Here is a 24,147-nt window from a genome sequence, read left to right as displayed (position 1 = left end):
CTCCTAAGACAGCGCCGGACGCAAATCGCGAAATCCGGCTTGGCTTTCGTATGCGTGCGCGGCGCGCAGCACCGTCGATTCGTCGAACGGCTTGCCGATGATTTGCAGTCCGACCGGCAGCCCTTCGGCCAAGCCGCACGGAACGCTGATCGCCGGCACTCCCGCCAGACTGACGGGAATCGTGCAAATATCGTTCAAATACATCGTCAGCGGATCGCCTACCTGCTCGCCCAGCTTAAACGCCGTCGTAGGCGCGGTAGGACCGATGATCAAGTCGTATTTCTCGAACGCCTGATCGAAGTCGCGCTTGATCAACGTACGCACCTGCTGGGCTTTCTTGTAATAAGCGTCATAATAACCCGAGCTCAGCGCATAGGTACCTAACATGATTCTTCTTTTCACTTCCGGGCCGAAGCCTTCGCTGCGCGAGCGGCGGTACAGGTCGAGCAGGTTGGCCGGATTGTCGGCGCGCACGCCGTAGCGCACGCCGTCGAACCGCGCCAGATTGGAGGAAGCCTCCGAGGAAGCGAGCAGGTAATACGTAGCGACGGCGTACTCCGTATGCGGAAGCGAAATTTCCTCCCAGACGGCGCCGAGCGATTCGAATACCTTGAGCGCTTCGAGCACGCGCTCCTTCACTTGGGGATCGATGCCTTCGCCGAGGTACTCCTTCGGAACGCCGATGCGCAAGCCCTTTACGTCGCCCGTAAGCGCGGACAGATAATCCGGAACTTCGACGTCGGCCGACGTCGAATCCCGCTCGTCATGACCGGCGATCGCTTGCAGAACGTAGGCGGAATCCTCTACGTTTTTCGTGATCGGTCCGATCTGGTCGAGCGACGAGGCGAACGCCACAAGGCCGAACCGCGAGACAAGGCCGTAGGTCGGCTTCAGTCCGACGACGCCGCAATAAGCCGCGGGCTGGCGGATCGAGCCGCCGGTATCGGAGCCGAGCGAGAAATAGACCTGGCCCGCCGCGACCGACGCCGCCGAGCCGCCGCTGGAACCGCCCGGAACGCGTTCCAGGTTCCATGGGTTGCGCACCGCGCGATAAGCGGAGTTTTCGTTCGAGCCGCCCATCGCGAACTCGTCCATATTCAGCTTGCCGATCGTGACGGATTGGGCCGAGCGAAGCTTCGCTACCACCGTCGCGTCGTAGATCGGATTATGATTGTCGAGAAATTTGCTGCCGCAGGTCGTGCGCAAGCCTTCCGTCACGATGTTGTCCTTGATGCCGGACGGAACGCCGAACAGCAGTCCGCGCTCTTCGCCGGACGCCAGCCGGGCATCCAGCGCTTGAGCCTCCTTGCGGGCCCCTTCTTCGTTCAAGGTCAGGAACGCGCCGATCTCTCCGTCCGTCTCGCCGATTCGTTTGAAGGAAGATTCGACGAGCTCGGTTACGGATAATTGTTTATGTTGAAGGCGATTATGTAATTCGGACAGTCTAAGGTCGAAAACCGACATGCTTTGCTCCTCCTAATCTTTATTCCAGCACCGCAGGCACTCTGAATTGGCCGTCCTCTTCTTCCGGAGCGTTGAGAAGAACTTTCTCTACCGGCCAGGAATCCTTCACTTCGTCTTCTCTCATCACGTTGGCGAGAGGCAGGACGTGGCTTGTCGGCTCGATGCCGTCGGTGTCCAGCTGATTCAGCTTCTCGGCATATTTCAGAATCGCGTTGAGCTGTCCGGAGAACTGCTCCTTCTCCGCGTCGGACAGGTCGAGACGGGCCAGGTTGGCGACATGCTCGACGTCTTTGATCGTAATGCTCATATTGGTATAACCCTCCTTATTTCCGCATTTCCGCTCATTCTTTTCATTATATCGGACAAACTAAGCGAACTCAATGAGTGCCGAAAGCGTTAACCGCCGTCGAAAAGGGTAAAAATATAGCGAGCGCGACACAAGCGCGTGTTCCGCGCCGGGTCGCGCTCCCGATAATCTGAATCGCAAAGGGGATCTTGTTATGTCTTGCTATCATCGAACGATCTCATCCGCACCGCTCAGAGACGCCGGAAGGGTAGAATTCGCCGCCGAAGCGCCCGATCTGCGCGAAGCGCTGCGGCAGGCGATCGCGGAGCTTGCGGATCGGGAAGAAGCGTCCGCCGCCCCGCTTGCGCTGCGCTACGCGGAGCATCGGCAGCTGCTCCAGCTCATAAGCAAGCTCCAGCGTCAGCTGCCGGCAGAGGACGCCGTTTCCGTGCGGTGCCGGATTCGATTTGCGGAGGACGACGATAACGGGCTCGCGAACGATAGAGAAGAAGATGCGTTCGGCAGCGACAATACGTCCGCCGGAGACGACGGGGCCGGCGAGAGCGCCTGGATTCCGCTGGCGGAGCTGTTCGGCGAAATCGGAGGCGTCAGCGTGCCGGATTACATTTTGCGCCGTCATTTTACCGTACACCTGCAGCCGGTCGTCCGTCCGGACGGAGACATAGTCGGATACGAATTTTTGACGCGCCCGATGCCGGAGCAGGCGCCTTTTCGCCCTGCGGAGCTGTTCGAGACTGCAAGGAAAATCGGCCAGCACTCCTTCCTCGACCGTTCGGCCCGGCGGATCGCCATCCGAATGGGCGCGGCGCATCTCCCGGCGGGCATCAAGCGTTTCGTCAACTTCCTGCCTTCCTCGCTGTATCGGCCCGAGACATGTTTAAAATGCACATTCGACGAAATAAAGGAAACCGGAACGGACCCCGGCGACTGCGTCTTCGAGGTGATGGAGTCGGAGCCGCTCGACAATCCCGGACTGCCCGCCATATTCGACCTGTACCGGCGCGAAGGCGTACGCCTGGCCCTGGACGACGTAGGAAGCGGGTTTGCGACGCTCGACGTCGTCGAACGGCTTCAGCCCGATTATGTGAAAATGGACCGCAGATGGGTCGACGGCTGCGACCGGGATTCCGACAAGCAGCGGTATATCGACCAATTGCTGGACCGGGTCTCGCGGTTTCACGGCGTTGTGCTGGCGGAAGGCGTCGAGCGACCGGAAGAATGGGCGTATTTGAAGCAGGCGGGAGTCCCTCTGTTCCAGGGCTACTTGTTCGGCAGAGCCATGCCGGTTCCCGTAGAGACAGCCGCCGCTTCTATCGGCTGAGTGTTCCGCCGTCCGTCGCCCCCCGGCGGAAAGGCTGCCGCAACAAAAAAACATCGGACGCCGCCGGTCCGCAGACCGTTGCATCCGATGTTCGGGCCTTTCCCGCTTAAATCCAGGCTTTCAGATTCACCTGGCGAATAAACTCCTCGCGGCTGAGCACTTCCTTGCTCGAATCGTCTTCCGCCGGCTGATCTTCCGCTTGATCGCCGTTCATGATTTTCCTGAACAGCTCTTCGTTGCGGGTCGCCAAGGCGAAGTCGATCAGCGCTTCCTTCTCGATTCGATCCGCCTCCAGCTCCAGAAGCATTCTCTCCAGCTCGATATCGGATTCCGGCACGTAAAATTGTCTATTGGCTTTAGGCACGCGAATAATGTAATCGAATGCGCTGTCGTTATTGCGGTCATAGGCGATAATATAGCCGTATTCGCCCACAGGCAAATTCTGCTCAAACCGGTCGTCCACGATGACGATTCTTTCCCCCAGCTGCAGCATGCCGATTCCCCTCCCCTAATCTCCCGGAATATTACTATCCTACTAGAAAAGTAGGATTCTATGCAAATGCCATTGTCCGGGAGCCAAGGAAAAGCTACAGCGCAAGCAATCTCTCGGGCGATTTCGTAAGCGTCCGGAAGCCGTTCTCCGTGACGAGATAGGTGTTCTCGATCCCGACGACGCCTTGGCCGGGGAACGTAAACTTGGGCTCCACCGCCAGCGTCATGCCCGGCTCCAGCGGATCGCGGAAGCCTCTGGCCAGCACGGGCCATTCGTCGATTTCCAGACCGATTCCGTGACCGAGAAACTTCACCTGGTCCTTGCCGAAGCCCATGAAGTTCCCGGCGAGACCGGCCTCGGCGGCCGCGTCGAGCGCTTGAACGTACAGCTGCTCCGGCGTCGCTCCCGGACGCAGCGATCGCTCCGTCTGGCGAATAATCGCTTCCGACACCCGGTAGGCCGCTTCAAGCTCCGGGCTCAGCTGTCCGATGACCGCAGTGCGGGTCTGGTCGATCACGTAACCGTCGATGCAGCAGCCGAGATCGAGCAGGATCGGTTCGTCCCGGCCGATCGGCCGCCGGCTTACGCTCTTCGGCGAAGTCGGCGACAGCCCGCGGCCTCCCGCCGGCCCGTCGAAATACGAAGGCTCGGCGGCGGCTTCTCCGGCAGAGACGATGCCGGTCATAATCTCCTGATTATACCCGCGCATGCGCATCAGGCCGATATGGCCTCTTCTTCGCGTGCCGAGCTCGATAATCGCCATCAGTTCAAGCTCCGTCATGCCCGACTTCAGCGCCGCCAGCCCCTCCTCCAGGGCGGCCGCGACGACTTCGGCGGCCTCGGAGATGCGCCCGATCTCGTAAGCGGACTTCACGCTGCGGACGGTTCGGAGCAACGTCGAAGCGTCGACGATGCGCGCCCCGGGAACGACTTCGCCCAGCTTCAAATAAAGCTGCGCGGGCATGACGTCGAGGTCGGAGCCGACAAGAGGCCGCTCTCCGGCTTCCGCGGCCGGGAAGCTCTGCGGGTAGTCCGCTCGAAGCTGCTCGCCGAACGCGCGGAACGACAGCAGCTCCGTCGTTCTGATCTTCGACTCCTCCAGCGCCCGAACCAGGCTTCTTCTTACGTAAAAGGTCGGCTCTCCGACGGCCGGAACGAACACGTACCCGGCCTGCATCGAGCCGGAAAAATAATAGATGCCGACATTTTGCGTGACCAGGCAGCCGGCCATTCCCGCCGACGCAAGCTTCTCCTGCAGTCGGCCGACGCGCTCGGACCATTCGCCGTTGGGCGGAACATTGCTCATAGTTGACAGCTCCTTCCGATCGGGTTCATCTTCTGCTCCTACCATTAGAGCAAAGACCGGATCGGCATGTCAACCGGATTCCGATGCGCCGGCCGCGTTGCCGATGCCCTCCCCGTGCCCGGGAGCGCTTCAGAACACCAGCTCCGCCGTCCCCTTCAAGTCCCATTCGACTGGCGCCAGCACGCCGAACAGACGCGGATACTTCACATGCGCGATCAGCACAACGCCCGGACGGTCCAACGTCACCTCGTATTCGTACTGCGCATTGTAGTACGTGTACGGAAAGCCGACGTCTTCATTGATAATCGCGAAGGCCTTCACCTCGACGGGGTCGCGGAGGAAGCTCCTTGCCGTAGGCTCGAGGCCCGCGTCCAACGACAAATTATGGCTCAAATACGCGAGCGCCGTCGCCCCGGCCAGACCGGCATCGATCGAGATCACCCCCATCTCGAGTTTCTCCCGGTCGACCTGCTGGGCCGCGGCGTGCGCCGCCCGATCGATCGCCCGCTTCGCTTCGTGCACGGTCCGCATAGCCGCTTCCTCGTCGATCTGCAGCGCATGCAGCATCCACCACACCACGATCATCAGCACGCTGAATATCAGCTTGGCCAGCTCTCCCTCGCCTCCTTCCGCAGCCGTTCCGTTCGGTCGTCAATCGGGAACGTATTCGCTCATCTTCATCCCCCTCCCGGATATGCGGGCGTTCTCGGAGGGAGGAGAGAGTCCGATCAGCCTGTCGATCGCCAGCAGGTTTTCATACGGGTACGCAATGCGCAGCTGAAGCCCGGTGCCCCTTGGCAGGGGATTCGCCGGATTGCCGCTCTCCGCTCCCGTGGTGGAATGAATCTCGTATTCCAGCAGGCCTGCGGAAAACCCGTATTGCGTCAGCCGGCTGCGTGACTCTTCGACCATCCAGCCGTCGATATAGCCGTATTTGCCGCTCGCTCCGATCTCCAGCATATAGTCGACCTCTTGCTGCAGCAGCGCTTGGCGAATAACGAGCACATGCTTGTAGATGGGAGAGAACATCAGCCAACAAAACAACGCGGCAAACAGCACGAACACGAGCAGCTGTTTCATGGGCTGATGCGCGACAGGTGATCCGCCATCCGGCCGCCGGAATCGGTAATTCTCTCGTTCGTTCCGCCGTCGCCTTGCGCTATCGACGTATAGAGCAGCACAACCGTGATCACCAACAGCGTCGTCATAAGCAACTGTCTCATCTCGTATCTCCCTTCCCAACGGCGTGGATTATTGAATTCGGCCCGCCGCGGCGGCTTACGGCTGCATATTGCCAAGCGTCGTGTTGGCCGTGTCTCCGTGCGTCTCGATACGGGCTTTCGTCCCCGTGTTGTCCTGCGCGATAATCGTATTGAACATCAGCGCGACGACGATCAGCATCATTACAGTAATAAGGATGTTGCGCATCCGGGCACCTCCTTTCTAAGGATTCAGAGCGTCGAACAGCTTGGCCGCTTCCTGCACCCAAGGGTACAGAAATACCTGGAACGTGTACAAAACCGGAATCCCCGCCAGCACGAACAGCAAGTAGGAGGTCGTCTCCTTGCGGCTTTGCCTCGACAGCTCGATCTGCGCTTTGTAATCTCTGACGATCTCTCTCATCAAAGCGTAGATTTCCTCGCTCTCGTTCAGCCGCAGCGAGCGGATGCTCTCGGCGAAGCCGTAAGCTTCATCCGTGCCTAGACGTTCCTTGAACCGCTTCAGGGCGGCGTCCGCGTCATGGTACCATTCGTTCAGCAGCAGGCCCATCTCGTTGCGAATATGGCGGGTCAGGGACAAGCACTTCATCAGCTTGCCATGCAGATGCATCCGCGAGCCCGTGTAATACAGCAGTTGGCTGATAACCGCCACGATCTCCCGGCGTATTCGATCCGTCCGGTGACGGCGGATGGCGTGCAGCGCCGAACGGTCAAGCGACAACAGGACCGTCGCGACCGCCAGCGCGAAAATCCCGTTCCAGGCCGTCAGCGAAGCCATCGCCTTGCTCGTCTGCAGCGCGTACAGGGCGAGCGCGGCAGCCGGCAATACGGTCAGCAGGAAGCGGCGAAGCGCCAGATAGGCTTCCGGCGAATACCGGATGCCGCAGCCCGCCAGCAGCACCCGCCTCTCCTGCAGCGCGATGCCGTCCCGATCGACGCGCCACATTTTGTACCACCATTGGGGGGCTCGCCGCTTGCGCCACCCTTTCAGATGGATGCGCCAGCGATTTCGCGGGGCGATAATCAGCCTGGAAGCCGCGTAAATGCCGCCGAACGCAAGCGAGAATTGCAGCAGCCAGCTTAATCCGAACGTCAGCGACCTCATATACTCCGACATTGCGCGCCCCCTGCCTTTCTTTTTGGACTTTTTGAACTACCTTTTAAAGCTTTCTTCTGGACAAATAGAGCCCCATCATGAACGATCCGAATAACAGGAGCACGGCGTTAAGCAGCATTTCCCTCCCTCCGGCGTCGACGATGTAATACTCGTAGCTTCCCGACGGATTCAGCCTGAAGTTCACGCCCATGAAGATGCCAAGAAACAGCACCGGCGTATAGTTTGCCAAGCGGATTTCGAGCATCCGGTGCCTTTCGACCTGGTTGGCCAATTGGGCTTTGCGCATATCGGAGATCAGCTCCTGGAGATTGTCCGAGACGTTGTTGCCCTCCTCCAGGGCGATCTTCAGAATGTTGCCGAAGTATTCCGCCCACATGTTGCCGAACGAGAGCGAGAACCGGCGCAAGCTGCCTTCGTCGTCGCCTTTGACCGACAGGTTGCGGTAGAGCTGGTCGAACACCGCCTGCACCTCCCCCGGCAATCTGCGCTCCTCCACCGTCTTCTGCAGCGCGATCCGGATATGGCGGCATCCGGTGACCAGATAGCTCTGATAGAACAGCTCGACCGCGGGCAGAAATTCGAGACGCGTCGACATCTGCCGGTTCATCAGCGACATCCTTAACGCCAAATACGGGGTGCAGCTCAGCATGAACAGCAGGGTCAGGACGGAACGAACGGACTGGAAGACGATAGCTCCGACGACAATCCCGAGCGTCCCCATCGCCAGAGAGCAGACGACGAATCCGACCGGACTCATGCGCCACCCCAGCGCCAGCAGCAGATCGGACACGTGCCGATGGGGTTTGCTCCAGCGGCGCCAATACGGCGGAGACGCGACCGTGTCTCCGCGGGTTCCACGGTTGACACGCAGGCGCCGTTTGCGCGATTGCCCGCTCCACCAGGCCAGCAGGCCGAAATAAACGCTGGTCGAGAAGAGCAGGAACAGCAGGACGGCAAGACCGAGCACGGCGAGCTTCAGCAAGTGGGCTCCTCCTTCGACCGGACCTCCCCGACCAAGCGGCTGCCTTCGGGGTCGGCTCTCTGGATTTTGCGAAGAGCTTTAGGCGAGAAGCCTTCCGGAAACGTCCAGCGCTCCTCTTCCTCCTCGTAACGAACGAGATCGCGAACGTGAACCGTCCCGTTGCGCCATTCGAACTCCCCGACCCGGACCAGCCTGCGCACGCCGCCGATCATCCGCATCTCGAACCCGATATGCGTGACGTGTTCGGCGATTCTCCGGGTCATCGTCATCGGGTTCATGCCCCGGCCGTCGAGCATGCACATATCGGTAATCGTATCGGGCACGTCCTCCAGGCCGCTGGCATGAACGGACGTGATGCTGCCCTCATGTCCCCGCGTACAGGCGCGAACGTAAATGTTCGCGTCCTCGTCGCGGATTTCCGCGTGGCAAATCCGCTGCGGAGACTGCCTGAGCGCCAGCTTGAACGCCTGGCGCGGGCCGTGCAGCGGATCGTCCTCCTCCGCCTCGTACTCCACGACGTTCTTCTCCGGAAAATCGCGCCCCAGCATCAGCTCGAACCTCCCCTCGATCGTCACGATCCGCTCCTCGTCCGGCATCGCCGCGATCAGCGCCTTGATCAGATGCGTCTTGCCCGTATTCGTCGCTCCGATCACGACCATGTTAAAGCGGCTCCGGACGATAATCATCAGCAGCTCCTTGACCCGCTCGTCCATCGTGCGGTATTCGGGCCGGCACAGCGTATCCAGGCTGAATTTCTTCACCGTATACAGCCGGATCGTCAGCGTGGGCTGGGCGGTAAAGCCGAACCCCGTCAGCGTAACCCGCGAGCCGTCAAGCAGCAGCACTTCCGCCCAGCGCTTGCGGGGGTTGATCCGGTCGTTGTTGAACAGCACCAGGTTTTGCTGAATTCTCTCGACCTCGCTCACCTCCCGGAACCGATACGGGGAAGCCGCGGCCCGGCCGTCCCGCACTTCGAAGATGCGCGTGCCGACGACTTGCACCTCCTCCAGTCCCTCCCGTTCGCGAAGCACCAACTCGAGAACGTTCATCCCGATCACCTCGGCGAACAGCGCCTCCGCCAGCGTCGGATAGGGCAGGCTGCCGAACTGAACGTGCTGCAGCCGCTTGCGAATGATCCAGTCGGAGATGATCGCCAGCATCTCGGCCCGTTCTTGCGGGAAGCCGATAATCGCCCGATTCAGCTTCTCCGCGTACTGCCTGCGCTCTTCCTCGCTCCAGCCTCTGGGCGTCGACAGCATCTGCCGGACCTCTTCGGTGTACGCCCTCAGCCGATTCATGCCCGAGGCGGAATCTCTGTCCTCCAGCTGAATTGCCGTCGCCGCGGCACTGGAAACCTGAAGCTCGGCGGCATAAGCGGCGGGAGAGAAGCGCTTGCTCCTCGTCCGCTGCTCCGCGCTCACGTCTTCCTCCGCCGGTGCATAAGCAGCCTTCTCATCCAGGGTCTATCCGTCTTCTGCAGCCGGCTCGCCCAGTTCAGGCGGCCGATCAGCGGCTCGGCGACCGCATCGAACGCCGCGGCGTGCCTCTCCTCCGCAGCCAGCCATTCGTCCAATCTTCCGCTGTCCAATTGCAGATGCACGCTCTCCAGCAGCTTCAGCTCGGCAAACTCCGCGCACCCGGTTTCTTTGCGAATTTCCTTCATCCCGAATCCTCCTGTCGATCGATGATTGCCCTGGAGCAGCACCAGTTGAAATTGCTCCGGGCTCATTCCGAATTGCGGACCGACCTGGCCGGTCCAGCGTTGCACATCCTCCTGAAAATGGCTGAGACTGTCCGTCGTCACGAGAAAACGCTCGTCCGCTTCGCGCATGGCGCAGATCGTCGCCGCGTTGTCCCAGTATGCGCTGACATCGGCGATCGTCAGATCGAACGCCTCGCGGGACGCCGCCAGCAGCTGCCGCATGTCCTCCGGCTCGTAATACTCGGCCTGTTCCCGCGACAGATTGCCGAACAGGACGTGCAGTCCGCCCGGCCGAGGCGGTTGAAATGCGTAGCGCCTTAGCTTGTCCCCCGTCAGCGTCCCGGCTCTGAGCTCCGGCCTGACTCCGTCCAGCGTGACGTCCGGCTTGTCGACGCCCAGGTACAGATGCGTCTTCGCGCTCTTCAGGTTCAGACAAAGAAATCCGACTTTGCGCCCGGTCAAAGCCGCGACGCGATATGCGGTTCCGAACGCCGTCAGCGACGTGCCGATATTCGGCGTCGAGCCCGCGAAGGCTGCCAATCTTCCGCTCACCTCAGTTCCTCCTCCCGAATCGTCGATGCCTGGAACGCAATGACCAGCTTGGCGTTTCCGCCCTTGCAGGCGGCGTCGAGCCGCAGCCACTGCTCCTCCGTCAAATTCAAATTGATCGCGTCGATCGTGCCGTTGGCGTCGCGCCGGGAGGCGTACATGCCTTCCTTGTCGCCGTTGGCCATCGACAGCAGGTTCGAATTTTTCGGATTATCGATCTCCAGATTCGCGGCGGTCTTCACCCCCGCGACCGCTACAGCTTCGGGGAACAGCCTGCGCGGCTCCATCTCCTCTCCCGACAGATATACAACAGCTTCGTCGCCCGCGCGAATGCCGCTGGAGATCGACTTCACGTACTCCCGCGGAATCTGGAACGTCGATTGTCCGGCCTTGGGCAGCAGCCGGTATTTGTCGACTTTCCAGCGCAGCAGCGGTTCGCGGCCGCCGAGCGGCATTGACGTCTCCAAGCCTACCGCTTCCGCCAGGTCGGTCACCATCTCCGGCGACATCGCCGACCGCGGGATCGCGATCGTCGTCAGAAGCCCCTCCTCCAGTCTCGTTCCTGTCGCGATAAACTGCTTCGGAACGACAACCTCCGCCATCTCCTGCAGCTCGATTTGCCTGAGCTGCAGCAAGTACACGCCGTAGACGAACACCCCCGACAGCAGCGCGGCCGTCAGACTGATCGCGGCTTGTTTTCTCCTGTTCATGCCAGCACCTCATCTCCTCCGGAAGATAAAAAAAGAACGCAAGGATAGAGGGGTTACCTCCATCGCATGCGTTCTTCGCAGCGTACGTTCGTCTCGCATATCTAATTTAACTAGGCTAAATATATCAAATCCCAGGCCCACTTGTAAAGACCTTTTATAACAATTTCTAGCAGCGTTCCCAAACTAACGCACGTAAGGATTTTCGCGGCGTTCTTCTCCGATCGTCGTCTCCGGTCCGTGTCCCGGCAGAACGAGCGTGTCGTCGGGCAGCGTATACAGCTTCTCCCTGATCGAACGGGATAGCTGCTCCTGGCTGCCGCCCGGCAGGTCGGTCCGCCCGATGGACCGCCGGAACAGCGCGTCGCCCGCGAACAGCAGGTCGCCGACGAGGAAGCCGACGCTGCCCGGCGAATGGCCCGGCGTATGCCTTACCTCGAAGGTCGTCCCGATCAGCTCCAGCTTCTGGCCGTCGGCCAGGGCGTGCTCGGCCGGCTCCGTTACGATCGGCGGAGTAACGTCGGCCCAGCGCGCCGAGCCGTTCTTCCCCGCGTCGGTCAGCCAATCCCGCTCGGCGGGATGCAGATAGACCGGGCAGCCGTATTTTTTGCGCAGCTCCCCTACCCCGCCGATATGATCGAAATGAGCATGCGTCAGCAAAATCGCTTCGACCTTCAGACCGTCCAGCTTGCGCATCAGCGCTCCGTCAGCCGTTCCGGGGTCGATGATTACTGCGTGCGTTCTATCTTCGTTAATGACGACGTAGGCGTTCGTCTGCAGCGCTCCAAGCGCGAATCTTTGAAAAGTCAGCATCGTGCGGCGTTCCTCACACTCCGGACAGAACGTCGCGGATTTCCTCCAGAATGACCTTCTGATAGGCGTTGTCTTCTCCGTAGCGGCGTCCGATTTCCTGTCTCGCCGCGTTCAGCTTCTCCTGGTAATCCGGCGCTTCGCGGTCCGTATTTTCCGCCTTGAATTTATTCATCGGTTCCTGCACGTATTTCGGACGCGCGCCCCACTTGCCGAGCAGATGACCGCCGGTGTCGATGAACAGCACGACCGGGATGGCACGGCCGCCCATCGTCAAATGCTGATCCATCAAGTCGAGGTTTTCCTCCATGATCAGCACCTCTGTCGGGATGCCCGCTTTCTCCATCGCTTTGAATACGACCGGAACGTTGCGCACGACGTCGCCGCACCAGTCCGCCGCCAAAATCATGCAGCGCAGGTCGTCGCGGTTGTTGAGCGACTCGTAAAATTCCTCCAGCTCGGCCGTATGCCATTCGAACCGTTCCAGCCAGGACTCGAACGTCTCCCGATTTTTCGTCATACCTTCGATAAATTGGCTGGGGGACAACCCCTTATGTAATTTGCTGGCGATCAGTTGGCTCATTCGAATAAACTCCTCTCGTTCCGTAGTATCTTTATTTTAGATGCTTTTGCCTCTTTTACGCAAATATTGGACGAGAAAAAAGACCACAAGCAGCGCGATGGCGATCAGAATAACGGGCTGCACGTAAGGAGCCGCCTTCTCGTCGATCTTCTCCCAGTTCTCGCCGAGCGAAGACCCCAGCCATACGAACAGGATCGACCACGGAATGGAAGCCAGAATCGTCAGCCAGGTGAATTTCCACAGATTCATGCGCGCCATCCCCGCGGGAATCGATACGACCTGGCGCATGACCGGCACGAACCGCCCCGTAAATACGATAATCGGCCCGTATTTCTCGAACCATTTTTCCGCCAGATCGATATGCTTGGACTTCAAGTGCAAATACTTGCCGAACCGGTTCAGGAACGGCCTCCCCCCGTAGCGGCCGATCGCGTAGAGCAGCCACTGCTGCAAAATGGCGCCGATCGTTCCGCAGACGACGGCAACCGGGAAAGAAATAATGTCCTGATAGACCAGATAGCCGGCATACCCCAATACGATCTCGCTCGGAATCACTTCGATCGCCAAACCGATAATAATGCCCCAATACCCCAAGCTCTCGACCCAGGCCAGCAATTGCGCCAACCATTCGTGCAGCGTGTCCATCATCGTTTCCAACCCGCTTTCTTCCCCATTGTTAAATCCTTCCGCTCCTCGGACAACCGTCTTCATTCTAGCACAGCCCCGCAGCCGCCTTCCAGTTATACGGCGTTCCCGCAAAATCGTTGCAGGCTTGTCATGAGCGGACGGGCCCCGGCATAGACTTCGAGTAGGTGGACAAAGTTGAAGAGGAGAGAGCGGCATGAATAAAATCGTCATCCTTAACCGCAAGAAAATCCAGCTGTACGCCATTATCGCGGCGCTCGTCATTTTGGCCGGCGCGTATATCGGTTGGCAGCAATCCAAACCCGCCATCGCGCCTGCGGGCGACGAGACGGCCAAGCAGATTCTGTATTTGACGACAGGAGAATTCACGGCTCAGGGAGACAACGGCAAAAAGCTGGAAACCTACCTGTTCTACCCCGGCACCGTCGTCGCCAAAAAAGGCGTGCCCGTCGAGCTGCGCATTACCGGCATCAACGGCCAGTCCCATCCGTTCGTCATCGAAGGCTTCGACATCAAGGGCACCATCAGCAAAGGCAAAACGACCGTCGTCAATTTCACTCCGAAGGAAGCCGGCATCTACACCATCGTCTGCCAGACGCATTCCGATCCGAAAAGCGGCGGACCGATGGTCGGCTATCTCGTCGTCCAATAACTTCGCGCTCGCGGTAACCGCCCCTTTTTCTCCTGCATAGGGTATGGGAGAGAAAGGCAGGCGTAGCCGATGAAAATGTTTCAGGAAAAACATGCCTCCCCGCTGCCTTCGCCGCGCAGCATCCGCCGGGCATGCTCGAACGAGCTGTACCGGACCGTCAAAAGGCTGAAGCGGCACATCCCCGCCCCGCTCGTCCGGGAGGCCGAGGAGCTGTATTTCAAGCGGGTGATCGGCAATCTGATGTGGATCTCGGAAAATAAAAGCAACCGCAAGAAGCTTGCCGATTGGTGGGACGAGGAGGTCAGCGCCGACATCGCGGAGCTGTGGGACGTCGATCGCGTCAAGCTGACGCAAGCTTTCCGGGACGCGTTCGGCGGTTGAATCGACAACAAGGGTTGGACGCCGTTAGCGGCTGGTCCAACCCTTGTTCTTGGCGTTCTCCCGATAATATTAACGTTTCTTGCCCAGGGCGCGGCGGGCGTCGGCGTTTTTCTGAACCTGCTGGCGCAAGATAAGCGCGCGCAGCGGGCGCAGCATCTCGGGCTCGAGCACGTGCATTTTGGCCCCGCAATAGATCCGGTCCTCCTGCCTTTCCCTGCGCACGATTTCCAGCTCGCAGTCGAAGGTGATCCCGATTTCGATCGTCGCTCTCAGCCTCGACTTTGCGGCGAAATGCGGCGCGTCCGGACCGGAAAAGCTGATTCCGGATATGCTGATATCGTGAATCGTAAGGCTTTCCGAGTTCTGGAGTTCCCGTCCCGCCCCGGAATCGCCCAGGACGCGGACGACCAAGGCGTTCCCCTCGATTTCGACCCGGGGGTACTCCCGCCTTTCCTTGAATCTTTTCTGCAGCTCGGGGGGCTGGAGAATCGCGATGGCCCCTTCGTATTTCGCGAACACGATGGACGACATCGACTGGATTCCCGCCGGCGAATATACGGTCATCTTTACCGGCTCTCCCAGCTCGAATTGCTCGAATTCGGGAAGCTCGACCTCGAACAATTCTCCTTCCACATGGGTCATGACGCCGGTCGTGACGAAATTTTTTCCTTCTACGACGGTCCGACAGTGCAGAAGCACGTTTAAGGGCAGCAAATCTCTGTCCAGTTCGGTTAATGCGGCTCTATTGTCTTCGGTATGCGACATCTCCGCGCAACCACCTTCCCGCCATTTTGCTTAAGTCGGATATAAAAAAACAGGCAACTCTATCGGAGCAGCCCGTTTCGCCTGAATCATCCCTGTAGGATTATCGGCAGCCAGGCTGTCATCGTCCGCTGGACATTAGACCCTGTGGCTTTGCGTCCTTGCTTTTCAGCAAGTTTGCGTTTATCGCAATCCGTTTTCCGCTGGAATAATTGTACCATATTCGCTAACTTTCCGTCATATGTTTTTTGCGTCTCCGCCAAGCCCCGCCCCGGTCAGCGCACCATGACGACGCGGTTGCGGCCTTCATTTTTGGCCTTGTACAGAGCGGCGTCCGCGCTGGAGAATACCTCTCGCAAATATTCCTTGGGATCGGTGAATTTCAAGTTGTCGCTGGATTCGGACAGCACGCCCATGCTGATCGTGACGCCCACTTTATCCGGTCCGGCCTGCACCTGGTTCTCCCCGACGGCGAGCATGATTCGCTCCGCCAGCAGCTCCGCCTGCTCCCGGTTCGTATGGGGCAGGTAGACGGTGAACTCCTCTCCTCCGTATCTTGCCAGAATATCCGTCCGCCGCAGCATCGAACGAACGATCTCCGCCGTGCTGCGAAGCACCTCGTCGCCGACAAGATGGCCGTATTTATCGTTAATTTGCTTAAAGTAATCGATATCGAACAAGAAAATGGCGAACGGAATTTGATACCTCATGTTCAGCAGCACTTCGTGCTCCAATTGCTGCATCAGATACCTGCGGTTGAAGCACCCGGTCAGCCCGTCGGTGACGGCCATCTGCTCCAGCTTCTGGTTCACGCGGAACAATTCTTCCTGTATCGTGATCAATTCCAGGTTTCGCTCGTGCAGCGCCTCGTTTTTGCGATTCATCTCCACGACCAGCTTGCGCAGCTCCGAGACGTCGTGGAAGGTAATAATCCGCCCGAGCAGCGTTCTGCGGCTGTCCAGGACGGGCGATATTTGAATCGACACGTGCCTGCCCGACGAGTCCTGAAGCGAAAATTCCATCTGCAGCTTCTCTTGGGGATGATGATTGTAGCGGTACAGAAATTCGTAGACTTCCCCCTGCACCTGCAAAGGGCCCAGAAACTTCTCCATCTCGAACGTCTCGCCTTTGGCGACTTGCACGAGCGGCGAAGCGCCCCGGTTCACTTCCAGCACTTTGCCGTTCTCGTCCACGACGATAACGCCGGTGGTCATATGCTCGAAAATATCCCGTTGGGCCATGCTCAAAATATCCAGCATGCCAAACCGATAAATCGCGATGACGAAGCAGAGATCCGACAGTAAAATGCCCATCGAGAGCAGGCCCGGAACGACCGGCAGCCACTCGACCAGCAATACGTTCACGAATACGTCGAGCAGCCCGAGCCCCGTCAGTACGAACATGCCGATTAAAGCGGTTGCAAGCTGCTTGCGCTGATTCACGGACGTTACGCTCCTCAGAGCGTGAAACATATTCAGCAGGGCGACGAAAAGGTAAGCGAATTGAACGAGGACGAGCAGCCACAGCAGCGGGCCGTATTCCCGTTCGGTATAGCCGTCGACGACCGGGGCCATGAACAGCTTGCCCGGGTTCCACATCGCCGCCGCGATGCAGACGACCGCCGGGCCAATATACAGCAGAACCCGGCTCCCTTTCAACTGGGTCGTTCGATTCGCGAGGAAAAAAACGAAGAATAACCACCCCGGGCCAAGCATTCCCAAGGCCACGAAGGATAAATTGATGAAAAACAGTTGAACGTTGGGAAAATCCGTCAGCTTGACCGCGAACTGTCCGAGCGGCCACAGCATCATGATAAAATGAAAAGCCAAATACACTTTATGCGTCGTCGTAATTCTGTTAACGGCGATAACGCCGATGAATAGCAGAAAAAGCATCAAAAAAAGGATAAAATCGATCCATTGGATTCCCAAGGCATTCACCTTTTCATAAAAGGGCTGAATAAAAAAATGCGGCAGGCATGTTTGATTTTACCATATCGCCGCTTTTTCCGACAACCAGATATCCGCCGAAAGACTTCATTCTAGTTATTTTTCGTATATTTTCAAGGACTTTTTTACTTATTTTTATAAGACCCCGGTCTTAATAATCAGTTTTCCCGCTCCATAAAGGGTGAAACGGACAAAAAATCGCGAAAACGCTCGTATTCGGCGCGAAGATTTTCGATACTGGCAGGGGAGCTGCCGCGGCTCTTGACCGCGCGGATCAGCAAATTTTTAGGCGTATGCTCCAGATCGATAAACTCCAGCATTTGCGTTCTGTAGCCGGCCAGCTCCAGCAAATTCGCCCGAATCGCATCCGTCGCGAGCGCCGCGAACCGCTCTTTCAAAATGCCGTGCTTAAGCAGCGGCTGCAGAACGGGCTGGGAGATTTGACGAAACAGCTCGTGCTGACAGCAAGGAACGGACAAAATGACGCTCGCCCCCCAGCCGATCGCCTTCAGCAGCGCCGCGTCCGTAGCCGTATCGCAGGCGTGCAAAGTGACGACCATATCGATGGAAGCCTGCCCCTTGAAATCCGAAATGTCCCCTACCGCGAACGTCAGCTCCTCCCAGCCGAGCTCGGAAGCCAGCTTGGAGCAAGCCTCAATGACGTCTTTCTTCAGATCCAGTCCGAAGATGCGAACGGGAAGCTTCATCTTGACCGCCAAATAATGATACAGGGCGAAAGTCAGATACGATTTGCCGCAGCCGAAATCCACGATGTGCAGCGGCTTGCCCCGCGGCAGCTCCGGCGCGGCGTCGGCCACCATCTCGAGAAACCGGTTGATCTGCCGGAATTTATCATACTTCGCCTTGACGACTTTGCCCTCCGGCGTCATGACGCCGAGGGCGACCAGAAACAGCACCGGCTCGCCTTCCGGAAGAACGTACCGCTTGTCCCGGTTGTGCGTCTGGGGAACCGCCTTGCTCGCGGTTCCCTCTTGATCGGACGTTTTCGCCCGCGCGATCAGCGTCAGCTCTCCCTTCTTGTTGGCGAGAGCCTGAATATCGGCCTCCGTAGTCTGAATCAGCGCCTGCTTATAGCTTGTCATTTCGTTCGCAAGCTTGGCCGCCAGCTCGTCCGCGTTCACATTTTCATGGAACGCCTTGTTGTCCGCAAGCCGTTCGAACTGATAGCGCAGCCCGCCCTTGAGCGTAACGGGCCTTACGGTCGCCTTGCGCGCGATCGTCCCGTCCTTGCGTCTCGGGGCGCTGAATACGGCTTGCACCAGCCGTTCCTCGGCGGCTATTTTCTCCAATAAAGCGAGCCATTCCCGTTGACCGACTTTCCCGTTCACGATACCTTCTCCTTCATCAACGCCGCCCATTGTCGGCGTCCTTCTTCCAGCTCTTCCCTGGTCAAGCCTCCGGCTTCGAGAACGTCGTCGCCGGAAGCCGCCAGCCTTTCATAGAACGCCGTTCCTTCTTCCTCCGTCACCGCCTGATCGTCCGCGAGCTCGTAGAGCTCGTTTTCCGCATCCGCCAGCCTGCCTTCGGACTCGTACCACTGCCAGAGCGCCCGCTTCGTCTCCGCGGACGGCTCATAGGGCTCCAACGCCTTCATCAGCTCCGACACTTTGTCGCGAATGTCCCAGCCTTCGATCTCCATGCCGCCGCGAAGCATGAACAAGTTCAAACGAAGCGCCTTCTCGTACCTCGGCACGCTCTCCCCGGCCTCTCCCAGATCGCTCAGCAAATCCGCCTCCTGCTGCAAAAATGCCGCAACGACGGCCACCGATTCCGCATTCGGACTTCCCGTTACCGACAGCATGGCCAGCAGATCGTCGTCCGACAGTCCCATGGCCAGCCGCGAACGCAGGCGCAGCTCCCGGCCGAGAAACTCGTCAATCAGATCGAGCGCCTCCCGCTGCTTCTGCTGCTGCCTCAGCCCCGCCGCTTTGCCCAGCGCGAGGCCGGCTTGCGTCAACAGACGAATCAGATAATCCCGCTCAAACACGATCAGTCCTCCGATTCCGTTCCATAAAAGAGCCTATGCACCCGGCCAGCGCCTCCGGGGCCTCCATCATTCCCATATGTCCGACGCCCTCCAGCGTAATCGCCGTCACGTTGTCTCCGGATACCGGAAACCTTTTTTCCGGCGGAATGACCTCGTCCGACTCGCCGGCCAGCAGCAGAATCGGCAGGTTTAACCGCTGGAGGACGGACACGCGATCGGGCCGGGCCCTCATGCCGAGAGCGCAGCCCGCTGCGCCTTCCGGCGACGTCCCGTAGCCGATTTCCTTCGCTTTCGCGATCAGCTCCGGCTTGCTCTCTCGGTGAGCAGGAGAAAACAGCTTCGGGACAAGACCGTCGACGAACGCATCGACGCCTTGCGTACGAATCGTCTCCGCAGCTTTCAGCCTGTTTTCCTTCGCCTGCTCGGTATCGGGGTAGGCGGTCGAATGCACAAGCCCTAGCGCGGTTAAGCGATGCGGATATTTTTCCGCAAAAGCCAGCGCCGCATAGCCGCCCAAGGAATGCCCGAACAGGGCGATCTTCGGCAAATTCAGCTCGTCCATCAACGCGGCGACATCGTCGGCCAAATCCTCCATCGTATAGCGCTCTTCCGATCCCGCGGCGTCCGAATCCCCATGTCCTCTCAGATCGGGCACGATCGTCCGTCCGATCCCGGCAAAATGCGGCAGCGCCTCCTCCCAGTATCGGCGGCTTCCGCAAAAGCCGTGCAGCAGAACGATCGGCTCCCCTTTGCCGGCTTCCTCGTAAGCAACGGAAATCCCCGTAGACAACTGTTTTTTATTCATAAGAGATCCTTCCTTTCCTTCTTTAGCATGTCCCTATTTCGCATGTCCCTATCTCGTATACCCCTATCTGACGCGTCCGCATCTCGCAAGTTCCTTCTCGTAGCCCCTGCCTCGCACGTCCCTTTCGCATGTTACTATTCCGCAAGTTACTATTTCGCATGTCCCTATCTCGCAAATCTCCGCAAAACGCTATCTCGCAAGTCTCCTCTGACCCTCATCGCGTTCGCAATGACGTCGGCGACCTGTTCGGCCATCTCCATAACGCGGTACAATGACGTAGACTGCAGCGTCCAGTAAGGTTTTAAGCTGTTCTCATTTACGACGCCTTCGATACTGTACGCGCCGACGGCTTCGAGCCCTCCGTTCACCGAGCGGGCGGGGACGAGCGGTCCTTTTCTCGCCAGAAACGAGCCGACGCTCTCCGGGCGGCCCAAGCAGGCGTCGATTGCGATTATAACCGCTTTTTCCGGCAGCGTGCGCATCAACTTCGGCAGCGAGTTCGCGTCGCAGGGGATTCTCAGCGTCCCTAGAACGCCGCTCACTCCCCGATCCTCCAGCAGCGTGCCGACCCACGGCCCCAAGCTGTCCCCTGTTGAACGGTCCGTTCCGATGCACAGAAAGATCAGTTCCTCTCCTCCATGCTCCGAGACGATCCGGTTCACAAAAGCCTGCAGTCCGGCGGCATCCACCCGGTCGGCCTCTCCCGGCTTGCGGTCGATCATCGTACTCTCTCCCATTCTCAAACTCTTTGTTTCAGGTTACCACTCCGGCAAGCGGAATGCCACTTTTGCACCCGATTGCCTGCTCACGGACATATGCTCTCTTTTCCACCGACTCTTGCTCATGGACGTATGCTCTCTTTTCCACCGACTCTTGCTCATGGACGTATGCTCTCTTTCCACTCCCCCCTTGCTCGCGAGCGCATAACCTCCTCCTGTGTTACAATAGCAGCATCCCTATTTAGGCCAGAGAGGAAGAAAACGATGGATTTGACCCAACCGACGCAACAAAACGTGGAATATATGATCGAAGCGATCAAGTCGAAGCTGCGCATGGCGACAGGCTCGGCAATGCAAGCCTCCAGCTTCACCGTGGACAAATACGAGGACCTGAAAGATATCTACGACATGATCCAATCCAAGGAACGCTTCAGCATCAGCGAAGTCGAAGCTCTCGTGTCCGAGCTGGGTAAGCTTCGCGGATAACCGCCCTCCTCTCCACTAATCCACTCCCGGCAAGCGCGGACTGCAGCTCAGTCTGCGCTTTTTGCATGCCTTCGGAGCTTTCTGCACCCTGAAAGGGAATATATTCCAGAAAATATTTTTCCAGATACCTCCTAACCCTAGCTCGTTTGTATCCCATTTTCCCGCTCCCTGAGCCATCTGCAGATCCCTTGCTTTTCCAACGGATTCCCCGTTTCCCTGCTCCTATTCCTGTTCCTGCCTTGCTCTGCTCTTGCTCTGCTCTTTGCTCTACTCTTGCTCTACTCTTGCTCTACTCTTGCTCTACTCTTGCTCTGCTCTTGCTCTGCTCTTGCTCTGCCCTTGCTCTGCTCTTGCTCTGTCCTTGCTCCTGCTTCCCGTTCCTGCTCCTACTCCTGCTTCCCCGCTTCCCGTTCCCGTTCCCAGCCCACTTCCCCTCTCCCGCCGAAATTTCTGCTCTCCTTGGCCTGAATCACCCCGTATTCCTTTGCGCGAATCATACACTGATCTTTCTACCCCATTATTCTCTACTCCTCCGCCAGACTCGCCGCAGCTTCCTCCGATATTCAAGTTGTATGCCTCATTTATTACCCAAGAACAAGAAAGCCGCCTAAGCCCAAGTTAGCGCATCTTTCCTCCCCATCTGCCATTCACTCAGGGAAGCCGAATTTGAGATACAATGACGTTCGCCAAGATAGGAAAATTCAGGGAACTGTCTGAAATTTCACTGAAATCATGGAATAGTGGTTGAAATGGGAATGTATGTTTGGTATGATGAGAAAAAAGGGAACAAACGTTCGATATGTGAGGAGATGAGGATCCGATGGCGTCCATTCGCAAGTTTATGGCACTCTTTCCGGACGAGCAGGCCTGCAGGGACTATTTGTTTGCTGCACGTTGGCCTCGCGGTTTTATTTGCACCAAGTGCGGCGAGATGCGGTACTGCTTGATCAAAACGCGGAACGTCTACGAATGCGCCAACTGCAAGACGCAAACCTCCATTACCTCCAACACCCTCATGCACCGGACCAAGCTGCCTCTGCGTTACTGGATGGTGGCTCTCTACTGGGTCGCCTCCGGGTTTCCCTGTTCCGCGCGCAAGCTGGCCCAGACGCTGCGTATTCAGCAGCGAACGGCCGACAGGCTGCTTCGCAAGATCCGGCTTGCCATGCACAAGTCGGAACGCATCCCCATGCTCGATTTCTGGAAACGAGAGAAGCGCTCCGAGCAGCTGCCGATCGTACGCAGGGCCATGCTGCTGATGTACCGGAAGGCCCGCGCCTTCATTCGGAAGTATTACGGAAAACGCGTCTCCAAGTGGAACCGGCTGTACTACTATTACGAATATCGTTTTCGAAGCAGCAACGATTGTAATCCGATCGCCGCGCTCAGCAAGCTGATCCTGAGTGCCTGCACGACGATCTACACGCTTAACGAATACGGGATGCTCCGCGAGCGAAAGAGTCCGGCAGCGTAAATAAAACGGCCGGGCGGAGGTTTCCCTCTTCCCAACCGCTGTTATCCGTCTTTACTTGTATAACTTTGTCCTGCCTATCCATCCTCGAACGAACAGCAGGCAACGATTACGTCGTTGCGAATTTGGCCAGGAATCGACCAAAGGCAGCCCGACCTTTCTCATCCACTTTATATACGCCCGCATCGCGAAGCACAGCATAGAAGATATCGCCCACGTCAGCTTGCAGCAGGAGCTTGGCCGCATCTTCGGATCCGTCCGTTCCATAGCGGTCGACCAGCTGCCAAATCCAATCGGCATGCTTGTTCAGAGGATGATCGCTGGAGGAAATCGCCTTTTCATCGTAATCCGTTTTGCCTGTCAGAATATCGGCGATCTGGCTCAATTCGGCTTCCAAGCGACCCGGCAGCACCGCCAGCCCCATCACCTCGATGAGACCGATGTTCTCTTTTTTAATATGGTGCAGCTCTTGGTGCGGGTGGAAAATGCCGTCCGGGTGTTCTTCGCTCGTGCGGTTGTTGCGAAGCACGAGATCGAGCTCGTAGGCGCCATTATCCTTGAACCGGGCAATTGGCGTGATCGTATTGTGCTCGACGCGCTCCCCGTCCCTCTCGCTGTATGCGAAGATGTCCGCGTCCGGGTCGCTGTAGCCGCGCCATTCGGCGAGAATGGCGGATGCAGCTTCGAGAATCGCCCGGCGGTTGCTGGACTGCAGACGAAGTACGGACATCGGCCACTGCACGATTCCGAGAGAAACCTCCGGATGCTTGTCGTATTGTCGCCATTCCGGCACGGGAGCGGTCTCCATCGGGAAGACGTGGCGCCCGGCCTGGAAATGATCGTGATTCAAAATCGAGCCGCCCACGATCGGAAGATCCGCGTTGGAGCCGATAAAATAGTGCGGAAACTGTTCGACGAAATCCAGCAGTCGGGCGAAGGTGGCTGACGAAATTTTCATCGGAACGTGCTCGCCGCAAAAAACGATGCTGTGTTCGTTGTAATATACGTAAGGGGAATATTGGAAAAACCAATCTTCGCCCTGCAGCGTTAATGGCAAAATGCGCAAATTTTGTCTGGCCGGGTGATCCGGGCGCCCTGCGTATCCGACGTTCTCCTTGCACAGCAAGCATTTCGGATAATGGGATTGCGGCAAGGATTTGAGCAGCGCGATTTCCTTCGGATCCTTCTCCGGCTTGGACAGGTTGACCGTAATTTCCAGCTCTCCGTCCGGGGTGCGATGCTTCCAATAACCGTTCTTCTCGATCCGATCCATGCGAATGTAGTTGGAGTCGATGCTCAGCTTGTAAAACCAATCCGTCGCGCGAGCAATGCCGCTCTCCTCCGCCAGTCCGCGGAACCGACGATTCGTCTCCGAAGGCCGCGGCAGCAGCAGGCCCATAATACGAGCGTCGAACAAATCTCGGTAGGTCAACGTATCGTCCGGAATGAGACCTGAAGCGGCAGCCTCATCGAGAAGAGGCCCCAACAGCGGAACCGGGCTGTCCGGCAGCTCTTCGATTGACGGCATGCTCTCCGCCGGCTCCTTCACGCCGTACAGATCGAGCAGACGGTTGCGAACGTCGTCCACGTCGAGCGGTTCGATCAGTCCTCGATGCAGTGCGAACGCAACCAGCTTCTCGATTGCCGCCGCTAATCGATGCTCTTCCGCCGCTTGGGGGGTCGTTGTCGATTCGTTCATGCGATAATC

General features: G+C 58.2%; 28 protein-coding genes and 1 riboswitch. Of the genes, 5 read left to right on the top strand and 23 right to left on the bottom strand.

Annotated features, from left to right (window positions below; all coding sequences use genetic code 11):
• Positions 1–3: 3 nt before the first annotated feature.
• Positions 4–1,464: an Asp-tRNA(Asn)/Glu-tRNA(Gln) amidotransferase subunit GatA gene (gene gatA / locus ACFFT4_RS22455; protein ID WP_378051082.1), complete on the bottom strand. Its 1,461-nt coding sequence runs from the start codon at positions 1,462–1,464 to the stop codon at positions 4–6.
• A 19-nt stretch (positions 1,465–1,483) separates the two neighbouring features.
• Positions 1,484–1,771, bottom strand: a complete 288-nt coding sequence (gene gatC, locus ACFFT4_RS22450) for an Asp-tRNA(Asn)/Glu-tRNA(Gln) amidotransferase subunit GatC (protein ID WP_378051081.1) — start codon at positions 1,769–1,771, stop codon at positions 1,484–1,486.
• Between the two features lie 193 nt (positions 1,772–1,964).
• On the opposite strand from gatC, the gene ACFFT4_RS22445 reads away from it, so the two are divergent.
• The gene (locus ACFFT4_RS22445; protein WP_378051080.1) at positions 1,965–3,092 is read left to right on the top strand and encodes an EAL domain-containing protein; all 1,128 of its coding nucleotides are present in this window, start codon (positions 1,965–1,967) and stop codon (positions 3,090–3,092) included.
• 106 nt (positions 3,093–3,198) lie between these two features.
• Here ACFFT4_RS22445 and ACFFT4_RS22440 read toward each other — a convergent pair whose 3' ends face one another.
• The 14 genes from ACFFT4_RS22440 to uptA all read right to left on the bottom strand — a co-directional run bounded on the left by ACFFT4_RS22440 (position 3,199) and on the right by uptA (position 13,209).
• The gene (locus tag ACFFT4_RS22440) at positions 3,199–3,585 is read right to left on the bottom strand and encodes an ATPase (RefSeq protein ID WP_378051079.1); all 387 of its coding nucleotides are present in this window, start codon (positions 3,583–3,585) and stop codon (positions 3,199–3,201) included.
• 94 nt (positions 3,586–3,679) lie between these two features.
• Entirely contained in the window at positions 3,680–4,891 is a 1,212-nt protein-coding gene (locus ACFFT4_RS22435) for a M24 family metallopeptidase (RefSeq protein ID WP_378051078.1), read from the bottom strand.
• Between the two features lie 129 nt (positions 4,892–5,020).
• Positions 5,021–5,476 (bottom strand): hypothetical protein, encoded by a 456-nt coding sequence (locus ACFFT4_RS22430; protein ID WP_378051095.1) that lies wholly within the window; start codon positions 5,474–5,476, stop codon positions 5,021–5,023.
• A 66-nt stretch (positions 5,477–5,542) separates the two neighbouring features.
• Complete coding sequence (locus ACFFT4_RS22425; protein ID WP_378051076.1) at positions 5,543–5,971, bottom strand: hypothetical protein; 429 nt, start codon at positions 5,969–5,971, stop codon at positions 5,543–5,545.
• A complete protein-coding gene (locus ACFFT4_RS22420; RefSeq protein ID WP_378051075.1) occupies positions 5,968–6,114 on the bottom strand; it encodes a hypothetical protein in 147 nt (48 codons plus the stop codon). Before ACFFT4_RS22420 ends, ACFFT4_RS22425 begins: the two co-directional genes overlap by 4 nt.
• Positions 6,115–6,169: 55 nt before the next feature.
• Positions 6,170–6,319: a hypothetical protein gene (locus tag ACFFT4_RS22415; RefSeq protein WP_378051073.1), complete on the bottom strand. Its 150-nt coding sequence runs from the start codon at positions 6,317–6,319 to the stop codon at positions 6,170–6,172.
• A 15-nt stretch (positions 6,320–6,334) separates the two neighbouring features.
• Positions 6,335–7,228 (bottom strand): hypothetical protein, encoded by an 894-nt coding sequence (locus ACFFT4_RS22410; RefSeq protein WP_378051072.1) that lies wholly within the window; start codon positions 7,226–7,228, stop codon positions 6,335–6,337.
• A 43-nt stretch (positions 7,229–7,271) separates the two neighbouring features.
• Positions 7,272–8,210, bottom strand: coding sequence for a hypothetical protein (locus ACFFT4_RS22405; protein WP_378051071.1), 939 nt, complete (start codon positions 8,208–8,210; stop codon positions 7,272–7,274).
• Positions 8,204–9,631, bottom strand: coding sequence for an ATPase, T2SS/T4P/T4SS family (locus ACFFT4_RS22400; RefSeq protein WP_378051070.1), 1,428 nt, complete (start codon positions 9,629–9,631; stop codon positions 8,204–8,206). Before ACFFT4_RS22400 ends, ACFFT4_RS22405 begins: the two co-directional genes overlap by 7 nt.
• Positions 9,628–10,464: a CpaE/TadZ family protein gene (locus ACFFT4_RS22395; protein ID WP_378051068.1), complete on the bottom strand. Its 837-nt coding sequence runs from the start codon at positions 10,462–10,464 to the stop codon at positions 9,628–9,630. The genes ACFFT4_RS22400 and ACFFT4_RS22395 overlap by 4 nt, the downstream gene beginning before the upstream one ends.
• Positions 10,461–11,171, bottom strand: a complete 711-nt coding sequence (locus ACFFT4_RS22390) for a CpaB family protein (protein ID WP_378051067.1) — start codon at positions 11,169–11,171, stop codon at positions 10,461–10,463. The genes ACFFT4_RS22395 and ACFFT4_RS22390 overlap by 4 nt, the downstream gene beginning before the upstream one ends.
• Positions 11,172–11,354: 183 nt before the next feature.
• A complete protein-coding gene (locus ACFFT4_RS22385) occupies positions 11,355–11,981 on the bottom strand; it encodes an MBL fold metallo-hydrolase (RefSeq protein ID WP_378051066.1) in 627 nt (208 codons plus the stop codon).
• Between the two features lie 13 nt (positions 11,982–11,994).
• A complete protein-coding gene (locus ACFFT4_RS22380; protein ID WP_378051065.1) occupies positions 11,995–12,561 on the bottom strand; it encodes a thioredoxin family protein in 567 nt (188 codons plus the stop codon).
• A gap of 36 nt (positions 12,562–12,597) precedes the next feature.
• Positions 12,598–13,209: an undecaprenyl phosphate transporter UptA gene (gene uptA, locus ACFFT4_RS22375; protein ID WP_378051094.1), complete on the bottom strand. Its 612-nt coding sequence runs from the start codon at positions 13,207–13,209 to the stop codon at positions 12,598–12,600.
• Positions 13,210–13,402: 193 nt separating this feature from the next.
• Here uptA and ACFFT4_RS22370 point away from each other — a divergent pair, with 193 nt between their 5' ends.
• Together ACFFT4_RS22370 and ACFFT4_RS22365 are read left to right on the top strand one after the other, a co-directional pair.
• Positions 13,403–13,858, top strand: a complete 456-nt coding sequence (locus ACFFT4_RS22370; protein WP_378051064.1) for a cupredoxin domain-containing protein — start codon at positions 13,403–13,405, stop codon at positions 13,856–13,858.
• Positions 13,859–13,927: 69 nt separating this feature from the next.
• Positions 13,928–14,239 carry a dehydrogenase gene (locus tag ACFFT4_RS22365; RefSeq protein ID WP_378051063.1) on the top strand — a complete coding sequence of 104 codons (312 nt, stop codon included), beginning with the start codon at positions 13,928–13,930 and terminating at the stop codon, positions 14,237–14,239.
• A 69-nt stretch (positions 14,240–14,308) separates the two neighbouring features.
• Here the strand turns inward: ACFFT4_RS22365 and ACFFT4_RS22360 are convergent, their stop codons facing one another.
• From ACFFT4_RS22360 to yyaC, 6 genes are all read right to left on the bottom strand, one after another.
• Positions 14,309–15,004 (bottom strand): PilZ domain-containing protein, encoded by a 696-nt coding sequence (locus tag ACFFT4_RS22360; protein WP_378051062.1) that lies wholly within the window; start codon positions 15,002–15,004, stop codon positions 14,309–14,311.
• Positions 15,005–15,106: 102 nt separating this feature from the next.
• Positions 15,107–15,193: riboswitch (cyclic di-GMP riboswitch) on the bottom strand.
• A gap of 83 nt (positions 15,194–15,276) precedes the next feature.
• The gene (locus ACFFT4_RS22355; RefSeq protein WP_378051060.1) at positions 15,277–16,932 is read right to left on the bottom strand and encodes a histidine kinase N-terminal 7TM domain-containing diguanylate cyclase; all 1,656 of its coding nucleotides are present in this window, start codon (positions 16,930–16,932) and stop codon (positions 15,277–15,279) included.
• A gap of 176 nt (positions 16,933–17,108) precedes the next feature.
• Positions 17,109–18,299 (bottom strand): class I SAM-dependent methyltransferase, encoded by a 1,191-nt coding sequence (locus ACFFT4_RS22350; protein WP_378051059.1) that lies wholly within the window; start codon positions 18,297–18,299, stop codon positions 17,109–17,111.
• A complete protein-coding gene (locus tag ACFFT4_RS22345) occupies positions 18,296–18,958 on the bottom strand; it encodes a DUF6483 family protein (RefSeq protein ID WP_378051058.1) in 663 nt (220 codons plus the stop codon). The genes ACFFT4_RS22350 and ACFFT4_RS22345 overlap by 4 nt, the downstream gene beginning before the upstream one ends.
• The gene (locus ACFFT4_RS22340; RefSeq protein WP_378051057.1) at positions 18,951–19,763 is read right to left on the bottom strand and encodes an alpha/beta fold hydrolase; all 813 of its coding nucleotides are present in this window, start codon (positions 19,761–19,763) and stop codon (positions 18,951–18,953) included. The genes ACFFT4_RS22345 and ACFFT4_RS22340 overlap by 8 nt, the downstream gene beginning before the upstream one ends.
• Before the next feature lie 164 nt (positions 19,764–19,927).
• Entirely contained in the window at positions 19,928–20,485 is a 558-nt protein-coding gene (yyaC, locus tag ACFFT4_RS22335; RefSeq protein ID WP_378051056.1) for a spore protease YyaC, read from the bottom strand.
• Between the two features lie 261 nt (positions 20,486–20,746).
• On the opposite strand from yyaC, the gene ACFFT4_RS22330 reads away from it, so the two are divergent.
• On the top strand, positions 20,747–20,968 hold the full coding sequence (locus ACFFT4_RS22330) for a DUF1128 domain-containing protein (protein WP_378051054.1): 222 nt from the start codon (positions 20,747–20,749) through the stop codon (positions 20,966–20,968).
• 820 nt (positions 20,969–21,788) lie between these two features.
• Positions 21,789–22,442: a transposase gene (locus ACFFT4_RS22325; protein WP_378051053.1), complete on the top strand. Its 654-nt coding sequence runs from the start codon at positions 21,789–21,791 to the stop codon at positions 22,440–22,442.
• Between the two features lie 106 nt (positions 22,443–22,548).
• Here the strand turns inward: ACFFT4_RS22325 and ACFFT4_RS22320 are convergent, their stop codons facing one another.
• A complete protein-coding gene (locus ACFFT4_RS22320) occupies positions 22,549–24,138 on the bottom strand; it encodes a UDP-glucose--hexose-1-phosphate uridylyltransferase (RefSeq protein WP_378051052.1) in 1,590 nt (529 codons plus the stop codon).
• Positions 24,139–24,147 lie beyond the last annotated feature (9 nt).

It is taken from the genome of Cohnella cellulosilytica, assembly GCF_042431195.1.
In the GTDB taxonomy this organism is placed as follows: domain Bacteria; phylum Bacillota; class Bacilli; order Paenibacillales; family Paenibacillaceae; genus Cohnella; species Cohnella cellulosilytica.
The sequence above is the reverse complement of the archived record's forward strand: the minus strand, read 5'-3'. Positions and strand labels throughout refer to the sequence as shown.